General features: G+C 52.2%; 15 protein-coding genes. 9 read left to right on the forward strand and 6 right to left on the reverse strand.

The genetic code is table 11. The features are described from left to right. Positions 1-538 precede the first annotated feature (538 nt). A complete protein-coding gene (locus tag ACO0K8_RS07080) occupies positions 539-1,078 on the forward strand; it encodes an XrtA/PEP-CTERM system exopolysaccharide export protein (RefSeq protein WP_422946258.1) in 540 nt (179 codons plus the stop codon). Positions 1,079-1,207: 129 nt separating this feature from the next. Here the strand turns inward: ACO0K8_RS07080 and ACO0K8_RS07085 are convergent, their stop codons facing one another. Together ACO0K8_RS07085 and ACO0K8_RS07090 are read right to left on the reverse strand one after the other, a co-directional pair. Continuing rightward, positions 1,208-2,641 (reverse strand): M64 family metallopeptidase, encoded by a 1,434-nt coding sequence (locus ACO0K8_RS07085; protein ID WP_422945950.1) that lies wholly within the window; start codon positions 2,639-2,641, stop codon positions 1,208-1,210. 168 nt (positions 2,642-2,809) lie between these two features. Then, complete coding sequence (locus ACO0K8_RS07090) at positions 2,810-4,585, reverse strand: alkaline phosphatase D family protein (protein WP_422945951.1); 1,776 nt, start codon at positions 4,583-4,585, stop codon at positions 2,810-2,812. Positions 4,586-5,104: 519 nt separating this feature from the next. On the opposite strand from ACO0K8_RS07090, the gene ACO0K8_RS07095 reads away from it, so the two are divergent. Next, positions 5,105-6,136 carry a DUF475 domain-containing protein gene (locus ACO0K8_RS07095; RefSeq protein ID WP_422945952.1) on the forward strand — a complete coding sequence of 344 codons (1,032 nt, stop codon included), beginning with the start codon at positions 5,105-5,107 and terminating at the stop codon, positions 6,134-6,136. Here ACO0K8_RS07095 and ACO0K8_RS07100 read toward each other — a convergent pair. From ACO0K8_RS07100 to ACO0K8_RS07110, 3 genes are read right to left on the reverse strand one after another with little or no spacing between them, the layout of a single operon-like run. Further along, positions 6,133-7,284: a CaiB/BaiF CoA transferase family protein gene (locus ACO0K8_RS07100; protein WP_422945953.1), complete on the reverse strand. Its 1,152-nt coding sequence runs from the start codon at positions 7,282-7,284 to the stop codon at positions 6,133-6,135. The genes ACO0K8_RS07095 and ACO0K8_RS07100 overlap by 4 nt on opposite strands. Positions 7,285-7,309: 25 nt before the next feature. Further along, on the reverse strand, positions 7,310-8,464 hold the full coding sequence (locus ACO0K8_RS07105) for an acyl-CoA dehydrogenase family protein (protein ID WP_422945954.1): 1,155 nt from the start codon (positions 8,462-8,464) through the stop codon (positions 7,310-7,312). 22 nt (positions 8,465-8,486) lie between these two features. Continuing rightward, positions 8,487-9,680 (reverse strand): lipid-transfer protein, encoded by a 1,194-nt coding sequence (locus ACO0K8_RS07110; protein ID WP_422945955.1) that lies wholly within the window; start codon positions 9,678-9,680, stop codon positions 8,487-8,489. Between the two features lie 133 nt (positions 9,681-9,813). On the opposite strand from ACO0K8_RS07110, the gene ACO0K8_RS07115 reads away from it, so the two are divergent. Continuing rightward, positions 9,814-10,464 (forward strand): TetR/AcrR family transcriptional regulator, encoded by a 651-nt coding sequence (locus tag ACO0K8_RS07115; RefSeq protein ID WP_422945956.1) that lies wholly within the window; start codon positions 9,814-9,816, stop codon positions 10,462-10,464. 32 nt (positions 10,465-10,496) lie between these two features. On the opposite strand, the gene ACO0K8_RS07120 is transcribed toward ACO0K8_RS07115, so the two are convergent. Next, positions 10,497-10,727 carry a hypothetical protein gene (locus ACO0K8_RS07120; RefSeq protein WP_422945957.1) on the reverse strand — a complete coding sequence of 77 codons (231 nt, stop codon included), beginning with the start codon at positions 10,725-10,727 and terminating at the stop codon, positions 10,497-10,499. A gap of 169 nt (positions 10,728-10,896) precedes the next feature. On the opposite strand from ACO0K8_RS07120, the gene ACO0K8_RS07125 reads away from it, so the two are divergent. From ACO0K8_RS07125 to ACO0K8_RS07150, 6 genes are all read left to right on the forward strand, one after another. After that, positions 10,897-11,907: a M14 family zinc carboxypeptidase gene (locus ACO0K8_RS07125; RefSeq protein WP_422945958.1), complete on the forward strand. Its 1,011-nt coding sequence runs from the start codon at positions 10,897-10,899 to the stop codon at positions 11,905-11,907. Then, positions 11,904-12,686 carry an alpha/beta fold hydrolase gene (locus ACO0K8_RS07130; RefSeq protein WP_422945959.1) on the forward strand — a complete coding sequence of 261 codons (783 nt, stop codon included), beginning with the start codon at positions 11,904-11,906 and terminating at the stop codon, positions 12,684-12,686. The genes ACO0K8_RS07125 and ACO0K8_RS07130 overlap by 4 nt, the downstream gene beginning before the upstream one ends. A gap of 40 nt (positions 12,687-12,726) precedes the next feature. Then, a complete protein-coding gene (locus ACO0K8_RS07135) occupies positions 12,727-13,119 on the forward strand; it encodes a nuclear transport factor 2 family protein (RefSeq protein ID WP_422945960.1) in 393 nt (130 codons plus the stop codon). Between the two features lie 268 nt (positions 13,120-13,387). Continuing rightward, positions 13,388-14,356: a Bug family tripartite tricarboxylate transporter substrate binding protein gene (locus tag ACO0K8_RS07140; protein WP_422945961.1), complete on the forward strand. Its 969-nt coding sequence runs from the start codon at positions 13,388-13,390 to the stop codon at positions 14,354-14,356. A gap of 114 nt (positions 14,357-14,470) precedes the next feature. After that, positions 14,471-15,565 (forward strand): ABC transporter substrate-binding protein, encoded by a 1,095-nt coding sequence (locus ACO0K8_RS07145; protein WP_422945962.1) that lies wholly within the window; start codon positions 14,471-14,473, stop codon positions 15,563-15,565. A gap of 145 nt (positions 15,566-15,710) precedes the next feature. Next, the gene (locus ACO0K8_RS07150) at positions 15,711-17,489 is read left to right on the forward strand and encodes an ABC transporter permease (RefSeq protein ID WP_422945963.1); all 1,779 of its coding nucleotides are present in this window, start codon (positions 15,711-15,713) and stop codon (positions 17,487-17,489) included. Positions 17,490-17,575 lie beyond the last annotated feature (86 nt).

Raw genomic sequence — 17,575 nt, forward strand, 5'->3', positions numbered from 1 at the left:
ACTTTCTGAGCAAATCATATTATGAAATGTATAAAAATAGCAAATATTGCGGGTTGTGTGAAAGGTTTTATTTTTTTGAAATTTTTTTCAAAACATTCAAGATTAAGTTGCTTAAATGCTTAAGGATAGAATTCTTTATACCCGTCTTTTTTTGTGGCAGTATTTGTAATACTAACCTACATATTCGCTGAAATATTTACTTATGTTGAGGAAGAGCGGCTCGGAATTGACCTTTGATTGATTAGATCAAGCGGTTGTTGCGGGATAAAATGTTTTTCATTTCGCTGAGGAAATTTTTTAAGAATGGCTTGAATTAATTTTATAAAAATACATGTTGTTGAAACAATTTTATTCATTCGCATGATGTTACTATCATGCACTCGTGCTAACTTGTGTCGGATGTTTGACCATGAGAATTCTTCATCGCATATAAGGAATTAATGTGAATACGCTATCTAACAAAACTTCAAAATGGTTTGCATTTATTGCTACCTCTTTTACTTTTTTAATGATGAGTGGATGTGCAACCACTTCCGATATGGCGGCTCCAGTGGCGACGCCTATGGCGGCCGCACATGATTATTTGATAGGCCCTGGTGACAGTGTGAATGTGGTGGTTTGGCGCAATCCCGAGGTGTCCTCGACAATTACGGTCAGACCGGATGGAAAAATCACTACGCCCTTGGTAGAGGATGTCGTTGCGATGGGGAAAACTTCAACTGAGCTGGCGCGAGATATTGAAAAAGCGCTGGCGAAATTCATACAGCAACCGGTAGTGACTGTCATAGTCACAGGCTTTATTGGTCCCTACCAAGAGCAGATTCGTGTGATAGGACAGGCGGCCAGACCTCAGGCTTTACCGTATCGTGAAGGCATGTCTTTGATGGATGTTTTGATTGCGGTCGGTGGCATCACTGAATTTGCATCTGGAAACAAAGCCAATATCATCCGTAGCGTCGACGGAAAACAACAGAAACTTAGTGTGCGCTTGAGCGATCTTATCAAAGACGGTGATATTTCCGCCAATGTGCCGGTACGCCCAGGTGATGTTTTGGTAATACCTCAGAGTTTCTTTTAAGGAATTTATACATTAGTTGGATTCGATTGTTGTAAAAAAGCCCGAGGTGCAAATGCACGACGGGCTTTTTTACAGGACGACGCAAGGCTAACGCGACAACAGTGAGTAGGTATGTACCGGCTAAAGTGACTATTTAACTGCCGCGTTCTTCGTGTACAAGTCGATCACCTTACTGATTGCGTCCTGGCAGACCCCACAGAAGCTGGTACTGCGATCAAACATTAGGCATTGCAGCTCTGGACGATAGTAACCTTTTGCTTCGTAATTAGCGCCTTCAAATGCACCTACCGTATGCTGATGCGGGGCCTTAGAAAACAGGGCATTGTTGTAATTCAGGTCTTCTGTGAACAGCGCGTTCATTTCTGACTCCGGGCGATTGCCGGCACGCAATTCGGTACGGCGCTTTTGATAGATGCGTGCATGTTCTTCATAGGTTTCTTTGGGCCACGGTGTTGGTAGGGCGATCCCAGCTTTGACTTTATTTTTCCACTTCAGCAATGCAGGATCGCGCATCGCCGTGACGTTCGGTTCCCATGGTTCCTGACGACTGTCGGACGGCAGGTAGACCGCAGGCGACGTGTAGTATTCATCGGCCAGACCGGCGAAGTGGTGACCAAATTCGTGTACGAATAAATAGTTGGCCCAATCGTTGCTGGCCGCTGCCGTACTGAACTGACCAAAGATACCGCCGCCGCCATAGGTGTCGTTATTCACCAGTATCTCGATGAATTCGTAAGGCGCGTACTGCGCCAGATCACGCAGTGCCCGGTTGTCGGTGGTCAGCACATATCGCTCACTGCCGAAAATGTCGTAGCGCGTGCCCAGCGGAGATGAGTGATGCATGCCAGTGGATGGGCGTGACACGCCTGACTCCTGAGTTGGCTGTGCCATGGCCCAGACATTAAAGTCGCTGGCGCGTTCACGGAAGGGCGAGACCTTGAACAGATGCTCGGACAAACGCCGTGCATCGGCTTCAAATTTGCCCATTTCGGCGGCGGTATATCCATCGCCCAGGATCAGCAGATCGACTTTTTCTGATGAGGGACCATTGACGCGGATGGCTATTGGTTTTACCGGTGCCGGCGTTTGTTTACGGATGACGTCCGGCGCATCGGCATCGACATCGACGCTCCACACCACCGAGAAGGCATTGCGCTCATCGCGTTTCAGGATACGCACCCGTGCTGGCTTGTCCGGCTTAGGGAAACGCACCGATTCCTGAAAGCCGCGGCTGCTACGAGTCGCCTCTTCGGTGCTGCGCCACTCGCCAAAAATCGTCGAAAAGCCACGTGAATACAACAGATCGCCGGTTTTGGCATCGACCACTTCGACGCGGTTCACGCCCAGATTACTATCGTCCAAATTGCGTGCCAGATTGCCCGGCCATGGCAGCGCTTCTATCACCACGCGCTCTATCGCATATTGCTCATTGAGCGCATTGCCGCTATGCATATAGTCCAGGCGTACGGTGGCAGGGGGCGTGGTCGCTGTTGGGGCGGCTTGCGCCAGGTTGGCCGCCAACGCGCAGGCGGCAACGACGTAGTGAAAGGGGGTCAGGTGCATGATAGGTCCTTGTTAGCCCATGAAAAAAACCGCAGGGGATCACCGCGCGGCATCGTGCAGTATTGTAAACCCGGATAGGATTGACGAATACCTCAAATGAAAAATTGAGACCTGGCCAGAGCGCCCTGTTTTTTGAAAACAAGACGCCCGGCGTGGTGATGCTAAGGACTAGACGTTGTCTGTCACTTGCGGAGAAGTCGAACCTGAAGCCAGGCTGATGCGGGTGCGCTTAAGTAAAGGCTGGGCCGGCTTGCTGCCATCGGCATTGAGCGGCTTCACTTTATTGAACAACACCGTAAACGAGCTGGCAGTCACCGTGGCTACCGCGTAACCCTGAGCGTCATGATCGACGTAGGCGAAATCAGGATTATTTCCACGAATGATCGCATCAAATGTGGCCGGTGTCGCCACCAAGGGTTCTAGTGGGGTACCGCTGGCACCGGCTTTCAGGTAATTGTAGAAAGAACTGCTGCTGATGCCGGCTGCGACGAAATCGACTGCCACCGGAGTACCGATCGCAGGATCAGGATTATCGCGGATGGTGCCGCACTGGAAAGCATGCAAGTCGCCGGTGATCGCCACCACGTTCTTGATGTTTTCGGTTTTCAGATAACCCATCAGCTCGGCGCGGTGGCTAGGGTAACCATCCCAGGCGTCGGCATTGACGATATACACCTGGTTATACGGGGCCGGTGCCGCAGCCCGCAAATCTACCCACATGCGGTTAAGGGTGACCTCATTGCCCCACACTTTCCAGGCTGCGCTGCTGGCTTTGAGCGTGTCTTTCCACCATTGAGTCTGGGTGGCGCCGAGTATGCTAGGTGCATGTTGCAGCGCAAAAGTATCCAGACCTTCAAACTGTTTGAGTATGGTTTGCGGCACAAAATAACGCGCACCGATGGAATCGTTACCGGTCACCGGATTATGCCCCAACGCCTGGGCGATCGCCGCTTCATCGACCGCATGATCGTCACGGTACAGGCGTTCATCGGTCATCACCAGGTGCATCAGGCTACCGAATTGGAAGTCGCGATAGATGCGGATATTCTGGTAGCTACTATTGTTCAGGTCAAACGAGACATCGCCGAAATCGATAGGCATGTACTCGACCCAAGCCTGATTCGCATTGCGCCGGCGTGAGGTTTCCTGTTTATTTTCATTGGTATAAGTTTGATGATCCTGCCAGCAGTCATCCGAAAATTCATGGTCATCCCAGATCGCGATCATAGGGAATTTTCTATGCAATTCTTGCAGACGCGGATCGGAGCGATAGGTGCGGTACAGGGTGCGGTAATCTTCTACGCTGTTGGCGTAAGTGCCGCCGGCCGGCACAGCCAAACCGTTCGGCAAGCTGATGCGGGTGTGTGCGGCTTCTGCTTGCGCAGTCTGGAACGAGGCGCCTACGGTTTCGTAAATATAGTCGCCCAGATGGACCATGAAGTCTATCTCTTCGGCCGCCAGTAAATCCATGGCCGACCAGTGATTTACGCTCCAGTCCTGACAGGTGAGCCAGGCAAATTTCAACTGTGCCGGAGTGCTGCTGGCAGCTGGGGCAGTCTTGCTCTGACCTACCACACTGCTGTCAAGGCCGCTGACAAAACGGTAGTAATACACGGTACTGGCCAGCAAATTAGTGACTTTGGCGCGCACCGTGAAATCGTAGAGATTGCTGGCCGAAAGTGGCACCGAGGCAACCACGGTTTCAAATTTAGCTGAAGTAGATACATCTAAGCGCAGGGGTATAGACAATTGGGCAGCCGGACCAACGCAGCGTGTCCAGAACACCATGCTAGTGGCTTTAGGATCGCCGCTGGCGACTCCTAAAGGGAAGGAAAACGTGCCTTCCGCACTACCCGTTTCTCCGCCGCCACAGGCACTCAGACCGAGCGTTGCGCTGGCCACCGTAAAATACATTGCGCTGCGTATAAAATTTCGCCTATCCATGTTCTCTCGTCTCTCTCTCTTTTGGTGTGGTTTGCCATGATTGGCGTATGTTTTTTAAAACTAGTGTAGAGACTGATAGCGGCCGGCGTATTGCGCGTTCATGACAAGCGTTTTGTTGTATCGCGCCAAAATCTGCAGCGGCGATCAAAAGCAGCGAAGTTTTTTTGCATACCGGTGCTGGCTTTTTAATACATTTTTATGTTTAAAACCGGCCAGGCCCAGCGCGCATATTCCATGCGCTTCTTCAGGCACATAGGCTGGAAAGCCGCATGGTATATGCGTAATGGCAGGGGCGCTTTTTAGTCAACAATGCAAGTGGTCACGTCCTAAATTGCACACCTGAAAGCGCAGGGACAGCGTATTGTTCCCTTGCATACTGAAACGCAATCTACTTCGTATGGCCCTAGATCGGTATTTTAAAGTTGCTTGTGGATGCTTTTATTCGATTAAATTTGCGTAAAAAAGCCTTTGTATGTCACTCTTTGCTGTCTCCTTTTTTACTGCCTTGATCGGACATGCATGCGGCACTTCCAGTTTTCTATCCTGATTTCGCTAGCCTGCCTGGCCGTGGCGGGGTTTTGGGGCTATACCCATGGCGGAGTGACAGCGGCTGCCACGGCACTCGGTATTACACTGATTTTGGCAGTACTAGAAATTTCGCTTTCTTTCGATAATGCCGTGGTGAATGCGTCTATCTTAAAAAATTGGGACGCCTACTGGCAAAGTTTGTTTTTAACCTTGGGCATCGTATTGGCGGTGTTTGGCATGCGCTTGCTGTTTCCGCTGCTGATCGTGGCGCAGACAGCCGATCTTGGCATGCCGGAAGTGGTGCGACTGGCGCTCCATAATCCCAAAGAATTTTCTAATCATTTAAGTGCTAACCATGCAGAAGTGGCGGCGTTTGGCGGCGTCTTTCTGTTACTGGTATTTCTGAATTTTCTTTTGGACGAGAAAAAAGAGCAGCACTGGTTGGGTCATATCGAAGAAAAGCTCGCCTTATTTGGCAAAATAGGCTCGGTGCCAGTTTTGATCGCTTTAGCTGTTGTGTTATCGAGTATTACTCTGGTCGGCGCTGCACAACAGTTGGCGGTTTTGTTAGCTGGTGTGTGGGGCATCATCACCTATGTCGGTGTCGATTTTGTGAGCAGCTTACTAGAGAAAGAGGAAATCACTGGCATCAACCTCGGTGATGCCGTAAAGCGCGGTGGTATAGGCGGTTTTCTCTACCTGGAAGTGTTGGACGCGTCGTTCTCTTTTGATGGTGTCATCGGCGCTTTTGCAATCACTAACGATGTGGTTTTAATCATGCTTGGTCTCGCCATCGGCGCCTTGTTTGTACGTGCCATGACGGTTTATCTGGTGCGCCAGGGCACTCTGGAAAAATATGTGTATCTTGAACATGGGGCGCATTACGCCATCGGCATTTTGGCCTTAATCATGTTTGCCAGTATCAAATACCACATCCCGGAAATCTTTACCGGATTAATCGGCGTCATCTTTATTTTCGCCTCACTGTGGTCATCAATCAAACATCAAGCTGCGCGATCTTAAATCACTTTTTTAGCCAATAGCTCGGCAATCCGTTCCGGCGCAATCTTCCAGTCGGTGAGGATAGCCTCGCTGTGTTGCCCTGGGGCGGCCGGCGGGGCACTGACTTCGGGGATACTGCGGCTAAAACGCGGAGCCGGGGCAGGCTGGCTGACGCCGTCGACCTCTATAAAGCTGGCGCGTGCCTGATTATGCGGATGCTGCGGAGCGGCCGCCATATCCAATACCGGAGCAAAACAGACTTCGCTGCCTTCCATCAAGGTGCACCACTCTTGCTGCGATTTAGTCTGGAAAATGACGGCGATTTTTTGTTTCAGCGCCGGCCATTGCGTAACATCCATTTGCGTATCAAAAGCCGGATCGCTGATTTCGCACAGACGCAATAACAAGGCGTAAAACTGCGGTTCTATCGCCCCGATAGAAATAAATTTGCCATCGGCGCAGGCGTAGGTATCGTAAAAATGCGCGCCGCCATCGAGCAGATTGGCACCGCGCTGATCACTCCATGCACCGAAGGCGCGAAAGCCGTAAATCATTGCACCCAGCAAAGCTGAGCCTTCTACCATGGCAGCATCGATGACCTGACCCTTGCCAGAAGTGCGTACCTCCAGCAACGCGCACACTACGCCAAAGGCCAGCATCATGGCACCGCCGCCAAAATCACCGACCAGATTCAGCGGTGGTGACGGTGGCGTGTCGGCACGCCCCATAGCTTGTAACATGCCGCTGAGCGCTAGGTAGTTAATGTCGTGGCCGGCCGCTTTGGCCAGTGGGCCGGTCTGGCCCCAACCGGTAATCCGTCCATACACCAGACTGGGATTGCGCGCCTGACAGGGTTCGGGACCCAGCCCCAGACGCTCCATCACACCGGGCCGGAAACCTTCGATCAAGACGTCGGCTTGCGCCACCAGATCGAGCAACAGTTCACGCGCCTCGGGCTGCTTGAGATCGAGCGCCAGCGAGCGGCGGCCGCGCGCCATCACGTCAAATTTGGTCCCCAACATAGGGAAAGGATTCGCCGCACCGGGAGTTGCTTTACGGTCTATCCGTATCACTTCAGCGCCCATGTCGGCCAGCATCATGGCCGCAAACGGACAGGGGCCGAGGCCCACCATTTCTATTACGCGTAATCCTGCTAACGGTCCGGCCATGCTATTTCCTTAGTGTGGAAAGCTATTACAGTGAGCGGGCGATGATCTCTTTCATGACTTCATTGGCACCGCCGTAAATCTTTTGCACCCGGGCGTCCACATACATTTGTGCGATCGGGTATTCCAGCATGTAGCCGTAGCCGCCAAACAATTGCAGACATTGATCGACCACTTTGCACTGCAAATCGGAAATCCAGTATTTCGCCATCGAGGCCAATTCTGCATCCATGCGCCCTTCTATCATATCGACGATACAGCGGTCGATGAAGGTGCGCGCGACGGTCGCTTCGGTCTTGATTTCTGCCAGTACAAAACGCGTGTTCTGCATCTCTATCAGCGCCTGGCCAAACGCCTTACGCTCTTTGCAGTGTTCTACCGTCAGACGTAAGGCGCGCTCTATCGTTGCCACGCCGCCCACGCCTAGTATCGTGCGCTCATACGGTAGCTCGGTCATTAATTGACTGAAGCCTTTGCCTGCTACCCCGCCCAAAATGTTTTCTACCGGCACGCGGATATTATCGAAAAACAACTCGCAGGTATCCTGCCCTTTCTGGCCGATTTTTTCGAGTATGCGCCCGACCCTAAAGCCCGCGCAATCCTTGGTTTCCAATAGCAGCAAAGAGACACCCTTAGCACCGGCCTCGGGATCGGTTTTGCAGACCACCACGATCAGGTCGGCCAGATAACCGTTAGAGATGAAGGTTTTGGAGCCATTGAGGACATAGGCATCGCCATCGCGCAAGGCGCTGCTGCGTATGCCTTTTAGATCGGAACCGGCGCCCGGCTCCGACATCGCGATCGCCGCCACCATCTCGCCGCTGGCTAATTTCGGCAAATATTTTTCTTTCTGGGCCTGAGTACCTTGGTTTAACAGGTAATGGGCGACGATGGCGTGCACGTGGATACCGAAACAGGAGTCGCCGGCACTTGCCAGCTCTTCAAACACCACGCACTGATAGGCAAAGTTACCGCCCGAGCCGCCGTATTCTTCAGGGATATCGGCCAGCAGCATGCCCATTTCACCGGCCTTATTCCAAAGCTGACGATCGACATACTGCTGCTTTTTCCAGGCGTCTTGATGCGGCAGGATCTCGCTGTTGATAAAACGGCGCGTCGTGTCGCGAAAACTTTCTAATTCTGGAGTCATCCAGGCTGATGGTTCATTCATCTTCATATTCATGCTCTTCCTCGCTATCGATTAATTAGGCGGCGCGGTACATGGTGACCACACAAGCGCCACCCAAGCCCAGATTGTGTTGCAGGGCTACTTGCGCACCTGCCACCTGACGTTCACCAGCGCTGCCGCGCAATTGGTGGGTCAGTTCAAAGCATTGGGCCAGACCGGTAGCGCCTAGCGGATGGCCTTTCGACAGCAAGCCGCCGGATGGATTGGTGACGACCTTGCCGCCGTAGGTATTATCTCCATCGCAGATAAATTTATTCGCGTCGCCTTCCGGGCACAGGCCCAGCGCTTCGTAGGTGATCAGCTCGTTTTGCGCGAAACAGTCATGCAATTCGACTACATCGAGATCCTCAGGGCCTAGACCCGCTTGGCTGTACACCTGCGCTGCCGCGGCCTTACTCATGTCGTAACCGACCACGCGCATCATGTCACCCGATTCAAAGGTGGCCGGAGTATCGGTGGTCATCGCTTGCGCGGCGATATACACGCTGCGGTTCAAACCTCGCGATTTGGCGAAAGATTCGGACACCAGTACCGCCGCCGCCGCGCCGCAGGTGGGTGGACATGCCATCAGCTTGGTCATCACGCCTGGCCATATCATCGTGGAATTGAGCACGTCTTCGGCGCTCACCACCTGACGGAACAAGGCCAAAGGATTATTCGCCGCATGCCGGCTGGCCTTGGCGCGAATTTTGGCAAAAGCATCCAGCGGCGTGCCGTATTTTTGCATGTGAGCCAGACCGGCACCGCCGAAATAACGCAATGCCAGCGGGATTTGCGGCATACCGACCAGCTTATCCGTGACCTCATCGAAGGCATCAAACGGGCTAGGCCGATCTTGAAAGATAGAACCGAGGGCACCCGCGCTCATCTGCTCAAAACCCAGCACCAACACGCAATCGAGGGCACCGCTGGCAATCGCCTGACGCGCCAGAAACAAGGCAGTAGAACCGGTTGAACAATTGTTGTTAACGTTGAATACCGGGATACCCGTCATGCCTACCTTATACAGCGCCTTCTGGCCGCTGGTGGAATCGCCATACACGTAGCCGACATAGGCTTGCTGAATATCCTCGTAAGCGATGCCGGCGTCGGCCAGCGCCATGCGCGCGGCTGCGGCCCCCATTTCATCATACGGCGCCGTGGCGCTAGGTTTGGTGAAAGGGATCATGCCAACACCGGACACAAATACTTTATGACTCTGATGACTCATAGTGGCTCCTGAATAATTTTTATGCATTAATGTATGATTAGGTCAATCGACCTATAGCGTGTAAATTATAGGTCAGCCGTACTATTTGTCAATGGCTGTGGGATAATTTCATCACTTTCATATTATCGCTTTCATGACTACCATCGCTACCTTCGCCACTACCAGCACCGAGCTCAAGAGCAAAACCTCGGTTACCACCGAAAAAGGTCTGGGGCGGGCCCAGGAAATTTTACAGGCGGCGCGCCTGATCTTTGCCGCCGAAGGTTATGCCGGCTTGAGCATGCGGCGCGTCGCCAGTGACGTGGGTATCAGCCTAAGCAATGTCCAGCATTACTACAAAAGCAAAGACTTGCTGATAGAAGCCATGCTGCAGTTCACCATGAACACGTTTCAGTCCAAACTCGACGCCATCGCCGAGAACATGGGAGGTTCAACCCGCATAGAGCAGCTAGATTTGACTATGCAGATGTTTCTCGATGAGCTCAGCGACCCGGTCACGCATGGCGTGTTTTTTGAAATCTGGGCGCTGGCCGAACGCAATGAGTTTGCCTCGGCACTGATGGGCAAGATGCTGGCACGCGAAAGAAAAACCATCTACAAATTAATTCAAGGCATGTCGCCTGATATCTCAGACGAGCAAGCCATGTTGCGCGCGATCCTCATCGTGGCGCAGGTTGAGGGTTTGATGCTGTTCCGGCTGCATAAGTACGGCAAAAAAAATGAAGTGGCAACGATCCATGCGGCCTTGCGCAGCGCGGTGCGCAATCTGGCAACTGTTGCCTGATTGCGTGGTTAAATTGTGCGGCCACAGCTAAGTCATTTGTCGGCTTTTTTGTTAATCACATCCTGTCGTTGTTTTTCATACTGATCAAAATTCTTCTTGTTTTGACTCAGGCACTGCGAACGATCACCCCAGTCCGTCAATTTGTCGCACGCCCGTCGATTTTCTTCTTGCATGATGTCATACGGAAGCGCGCATCCTTGTAGCGCGATGCTAGAACCAAGCATAAGAACAATCCACATAGTGCGGGCGAGAAGATTAAACATAGTGATTTCCATACAAATAGAATGCGGATGGGAATAGTAATCGTGTGATAAATAATGAAGCCTGATTCCAAGTTGAATCATATCGTATCGCATACGCATACGCATAAATCTTGCTTTCCTTTCATTACTCCACTAGCATGGGCGAGTTCTATTTGCTCCCACATCGCCCATGCACAGCCTGCCCGAATTACGAGAACTGGAACGTCTGATCAAGCTTGGCCGCGGCCATCTGGAAACCCATGTCGCCTGTGAAGTGCAGGCAGGAAATCAGCGTTTTCCTGTATATCAGCTAAGCTTGGGCAATCCCGATAAAAACGCTCCCGCGATAGGTTTTTTTGGTGGAATCCATGGGCTGGAACGCATAGGAACGCAAGTTTTATTGTGTTTTCTGCGTGGCCTGATTACCCGCTTAAGCTGGGATAAAAGCCTGCATCATCTATTACAAGAAGTGCGGCTAGTGTTCATGCCCCTACTCAATCCCGGCGGCATGGCCAACAATACCCGCTGCAATCCTCACGGCGTCGATCTGATGCGCAATGCGCCGATAGAAGCGCAAGGCAAGGTACCGTTTTTACTCGGTGGCCATCGCTACAGTTCGCGTCTGCCCTGGTATCGCGGTGCACCTGATGCCGCGATGGAAATCGAAAATCAGGCACTGTGCCGCGTCGTCACAGACGAGTTACTCAGTCGCCCGTTTAGCATCGCGCTCGATTGCCACTCCGGCTTCGGCCTGCGCGACCGGGTCTGGTTCCCGCATGCACATAGTGTTCATCCTATCGCCCATCTGGCCGACATCCTGGCACTGGAAGAGTTATTCGAACAAAGCCACCCGAATCACCGTTACCTGTTCGAGCCGCAAAGTCTGCAATATCGTACCCATGGCGACATCTGGGATTATCTATATCTGCAGGCACAACAAGATCCTGGCAAAACTTTTTTGCCGCTGACGCTGGAAATGGGATCGTGGTTGTGGGTTAAAAAAAATCCGCGTCAGCTATTCTCACGGCACGGCATGTTCAATCCTACTGCTCAGCATAGGCTGCAAAGAGTCTTACGCGGCCATACCGTGTTGCTCGATTTTTTGATGCGCGCTGCCTGCGGCCATGAGAATTGGCTGGCCACTGGTCCGCGCCGCTGCCGCCAGCAAGAGCGCGCAGTAGCACGCTGGTATCGCCCATGAATATCCCATTGCCAGAACAGCCCACGACCTGGGTCTTATTACGCGGCTTAATGCGCGAAAAACGGCACTGGGGTGAGTTTGCCGGGCAATTTCAAACGGCCCTGGGTGCGCCCGTGGTCTGTTTGGATTTTTCTGGCAATGGCAGCTTGCATGCGCGTCGCAGCTCCAGTAGCGTGGCCGCGATGCGGCAAGAGCTGCGTGAGCAACTGCAACAACTGGGTCATGCGCCACCTTATCGGGTACTGGCCTTATCACTGGGCGCGATGGTAGCGGTCGACTGGGCCACACAGTTTCCGAATGAGGTAGAAAAACTGGTACTAATTAATACCAGTTTGGCGCCCTACAATCCGTTTTATCAGCGTCTAAGGCCGCAAAACTATCCTGCATTGCTGCAGTTTTTATGTGCAGGCTCGCTCGCGCAGCGCGAGGCATTGATCCTGCGCCTTACCAGCCAGCAAAGTGGCACAACGCGCGCTGCAGCTATTCTGGAGCAGTGGCTGAGTTATGCCAAACTATGCACTATCACGCGTAGCAATATCTTACGCCAGCTGTATGCAGCCATCCGCTATCGCGCCGCGCCGGTAGCTCCAGCTGTGCCCTTGCTACTACTGGGAGGACAGCACGATCAGTTGGTCAATGTACAGTGCTCGATCACCCTGGCGCAGCGTTGGCTTTGCCCATTAAAATTACATCCGAGTGCCAGCCATGATATTCCGCTCGATGATGCGGCGTGGGTGATACAGCAAATCAGAATGTGGCTGAACCAAGTCGAAGTTTAAGACTAAAAATTTTCTAAACTCTCAATCCTGAATGCTCACTATGCAAACCGACTACCCCGAGATCATCGCCTTACTGTCCAATTATTTCGACGGCCTGTATCACAGTGATAGCCAATTGCTGGCAACTGTGTTTCATCCTAGCGCACAATATTTCTGCGCCAGCGACGGCAGCCTATTGCACCTGACTATGCAAGAGTATTTCCCCGTCGTTGCCCAACGCACGTCACCCGCTAGCCGCCATGAAGCTCGCCAGGATCGCATACTGTCCATAGAACTAGCCGGGCCAGTGACCGCTTTTGTACGCCTGGAATGCGCGATCGGCCCCAAATTTTTCACCGATCTGCTGACCCTGATCAAACTAGACGGGCGCTGGCAGATTATCTCCAAAGTGTTTCACTACGATTTGCAGCCGCTACCGGAATCAAGCAGATAGTCAGTAATTTGCGGGCCGCCGAACAATAATACACTGCCTGAATACGCATATCCCATGCGGGCTGCAGGCCAGGCAGGCTGAAAGCCGCATGGGATATGCGTGAGCGGAGCGCTAAAATTTTTCAGAAAAACGACAGTTTATCGCGCCGCTAATCGAGACTTCAGCGTGGCTTTTTTGCTGAAAGCTTACTGAAAGACTTATAACGGTATTATTTGCCATATTCTGGAATAAGTTAATTGCTTCAAGCAGCAACAAGAAAGATTCACTCATGTCGTTTTCTCTCCGTCCACTTTGCATGACCTTATCGATCAGCCTGTTATGGTTGGCGCTGGCGCCTGTGCAAGCGGAGGACCACAAAGTGCAATGCATCGTTCCTGCCAAACCAGGTGGTGGCATGGATCAGACTTGTAAACTGGCGCAACAGGCTATGCCTGCTAGCCAAATGCAGATCAATTATTTGCCCGGTGGTGTCGGTGCGGTGGCCTGGAGTTCTATTGTGGCGCAGCGCAAGAATGAACCGAATACCTTAGTAGCCTATTCGGGCGGCTCATTATTGAATCTGGCCGAAGGTAAATTTGGCCGATCTGAAGCTAACAACGTGCGTTGGGTGGCTGCGATCGGCACCGATTACGGCATGATTGCGGTGCGCGCAGATTCACCTTACCAAAATTTACGCGAACTGATGAAGGCCATCAAAGATAAGCCCTCGGCAGTGGCGATAGGTGCCGGTGGCACTATCGGCAGCCAGGATTGGCTAAAGATGGCGCAGCTCTCGAAACAATCGAAGATCGATCCCAAGAGCTTGAGGCTGGTGGCTTTTGAAGGCGGTGGTGAGTCTTTCACCGCGCTTCTGGCTGGCCACGTACAGGCGGTTTCTGGCGATGCCTCAGAAGCGAGTCTGCATGCGAGGGAGGGCAAGATACGGGTATTGGCGGTGCTATCGGATGCGCGCCTGCCGGGGCCACTGGCCAATGTACCGACGGCACACGAACAAGGCTACGACGTCACCTGGCCGATTATTCGTGGCGTGTATATGGGGCCGCAGGTTAGCGAGGCCGAATATCAAAAATGGGTCAGTCATTTCCAGACGGTGATGGCGACCCCTGCTTTCGATGAAATGCGCAAGGCGCATGGCTTGTATCCGTTTGCCATGACAGGGAAAACCCTCAGTGATTACATAGAACGGGCAGTGACAAATTACCGCTCACAGGCGCAAGAGTTTGGTCTGGTGCGTTAGTTAGATTCGGATCGGATCGCAGTTCGCGGCAATTAGTTCGCCATATAAGTTTGATCGCAATACCAGTTTCACCCATAAACAAAAAAAATTAAATCTCATCAAGGAGAAGACAAAATGATTTCGAAATCACTCATCGCGGTCGCCATTACTGGCCTTAGTTTCAGCCTGACGGCCCTGGCGCAAGCACCGGCCGGTTATCCTGCCGACTATAGCAAGATCGTCGATGCGGCAAAAAAAGAAGGCAAAGTGGTGATTTATAGCGCCACCGATACCAAGGCGGTCGAGCCTTTGATCAAAGATTTCAAGAGCATGTATCCGGAGCTGCAGGTCGAATATAACGACATGAATTCGACCGAAGTCTATAACCGTTATATTTCCGAGATGGCCGCTGGCGGCAATAGCGCAGATCTGATGTGGTCGTCCGCCATGGATCTTCAAATTAAGCTGGTGTCGGATGGTTATGGTTTGAGTTACGCTTCACCAGAAATCAGCGGTATTCCAGCTTGGGCGGTTTGGAATAATTCCGCCTACGGCACCACCTTCGAACCAGCGGTATTTGTCTACAATAAGCGCCTGGTGACTGCCGCTGAAGTACCGAAGACGCATGCCGAGTTTGCCAAGTTGATCAGCACCAATACCGGAAAATTCAAGAATAAGGTCACCACCTACGATATAGAAAAATCCGGGGTAGGCTTTATGTTTATCACTCAGGACAGTCGCGAGAATACCGATTTCTGGAATCTGGCCAAGGCCTTTGGCACTGCCAGCGTGCGGGTGCAATCCTCGACCGGTACCATGTTAGAGCGCATTTCTTCCGGTGAAAATCTGCTTGGCTACAACATTCTTGGTTCTTATGCATTGGCACGGGCGGCTAAAGATCCATCTATAGGCGTGCAATTTTCTACCGACTACACTTTGATACTGTCGCGTGTGATGTTCATCAGTCAGGCCGCAAAACACGCAAACGCAGCCAAGCTCTGGCTCGATTACACACTTTCTAAGCGCGGCCAGACCATCATCGCGAATGAGGCGAATTTATTCGCGATCAGACCCGATGTCACGGGTGAAGCTAATCCTAGAGGACTGGCAAAAAAAATCGGAGCGGGAATGAAGCCCTTGCCGGTCAATCCTATGCTCTTGCAATATCTCGATCAAGCTAAGCGTCTGGCTTTTCTGAAACAATGGAAAGAAACCGCAGGGAAGAAGTAAGCCCTTAAGAAACACCTTTGCTTAACCCCTCGCACAGGAGTGAGGGGCGAGCAATCTCAATTTTCCTTTTTTAATTTGCATGCGTTAGTGTCTTCGGATCTGATGTAGGCAAGGCATACTCTTCTTAATTTGGACAGGGCATTTTATGCACACCCCCGCGCTCTCGCCACCGGCTAAATGGTCCCACATCAACTGGCCACGCGGCCTGGTGATAACTTTAGCTTTGCTGGCAATTTTCACTCCGCTTTCCCTGATATTCTTCCAGAGTTTTTTATCTGCGCCCTTCTTTGCCCCGGTCAAAGAACTCACTTTTGATTCCTATCGTTTCATCTTTGATGATCCAGATTTTCGCGATGCGTTCTGGAACGGCTTGATACTCGCCAGTGGCCTGGCCGGTATAGCAGTCCCTCTGGGCGGCATGCTGGCGTTTTTGATGACGCGCACCGATCTGCCCGGCCGTAGCTGGATAGAACCAATGTTGTTAGTACCTATTTTTGTGTCACCGATGGTGATGGCCTTCGGCTATGTGGTGGCGATGGGCCCGGTGGGGTTTTATACACTGTGGATCAAACAACTGACCGGGGTGGAACCATGGAATATTTACTCTTTCTTTAGCATCGTGCTGATCGCCGGTCTGACCCATGTGCCGCATGTGTATCTGTATTCGTCTTCAGCCTTAAAAAGTCTGGGTTCGGATGTAGAAGAAGCGGCACGTGTGGCCGGTGCCTCGCCGTTTCAGGTGGCACTGCATGTCTCGCTGCCTATGATTATGCCGGCGCTGGCTTTCGCTGCAGTGTTGGTATTTTTCCTCGGCTTTGAAGTGTTCGGTCTGGTGCTGGTACTGGGCGATCCTGAGGGCCATCTGGTGCTGGCAACTTACTTGTACAAGCTCACCAATAAACTCGGTACGCCGTCTTATCATCTGATGGCGGCTGCGGCAGTCTGTCTGGTGGCGGTCACAATGCCTTTGGTGATGATACAACGCTGGTTACTCAAATCGGCGAATAAATATGTCTCGATCAAAGGCAAGGGCTCGCGTCAAAAACCATTGCCTTTGGGACGCTGGAAATGGCTGGCCTTTGGCGTGCTGGCAGCCTGGTTGGTGTTCACTATCGTGATTCCGTTGTCTGGAATTGTCTTGCGCGCTTTTGTTTCGTATTGGGGCGAAGGAGTGCAGTTGGCCGATGTGCTGACCTTGCAGCATTTTCGCGATATTCTGGAACAGCCTTCGCTGATGCGCGGTATCTTAAATACGGTCCTGATAGGCGTGATCGGCGGTGCCTTGGCGGTGATCTGCTACGCCGCAATTGCGTTGGCGATGCATAGAAAACCGGACGGCATCACGCGTCTGCTCGACTACAGCGTGCTGGTGCCGCGCGCCATTCCTGGCTTGTTGGCTGGTCTGGCATTTTTGTGGGTATTTTTGTTCGTGCCGAGCTGGCTGGAGGGCGGCCTCAAGCACTTCGATAATCCTGTGGCGCTGTGGCTGATCGACAATCTGATCCCGCCGCTGCGCGAAGTGCGCTCGACTATCTTCTCGGTATGGCTGGCGTATTCGGTAGTCTGGATGGCGTACGGTCTGCGTCTGATTTCTACCGCCCTGCTACAAGTAGGCCCCGAGCTGGAAGAAGCCGCACGTGCGGTGGGCGCCAGCCGTGGTCAGGTGACCCGTGACGTCACCTTGCCTTTGGTTAAATTCGGTTTGCTGGGAGCTTGGCTGATGGTGTTCTTGATCTTTGAACGCGAATACTCGACCGGTGTGTATTTGCTGTCGCCGGGTACCGAAGTGATCGGCGCTTTGATTGTTTCTTTGTGGGCCGGTGGCTCGGTCGATCTGGTGGCTGCGCTATCGTTTATCAATATCGCGCTGGTCGCTGTTGGTCTGGGTCTGGCACTACGTTTCGGCGTCAAGTTAAGCCATTAGTTCATGTTCAAAATCGAATTCTCGGGCGCATAACTGCGTTGAAACTCCTCGCAATACCAACGTATTGCTGCGGTTTTCGCCTTGTT

The organism is Undibacterium sp. Ren11W (assembly GCF_049340485.1).
GTDB lineage: Bacteria > Pseudomonadota > Gammaproteobacteria > Burkholderiales > Burkholderiaceae_D > Undibacterium.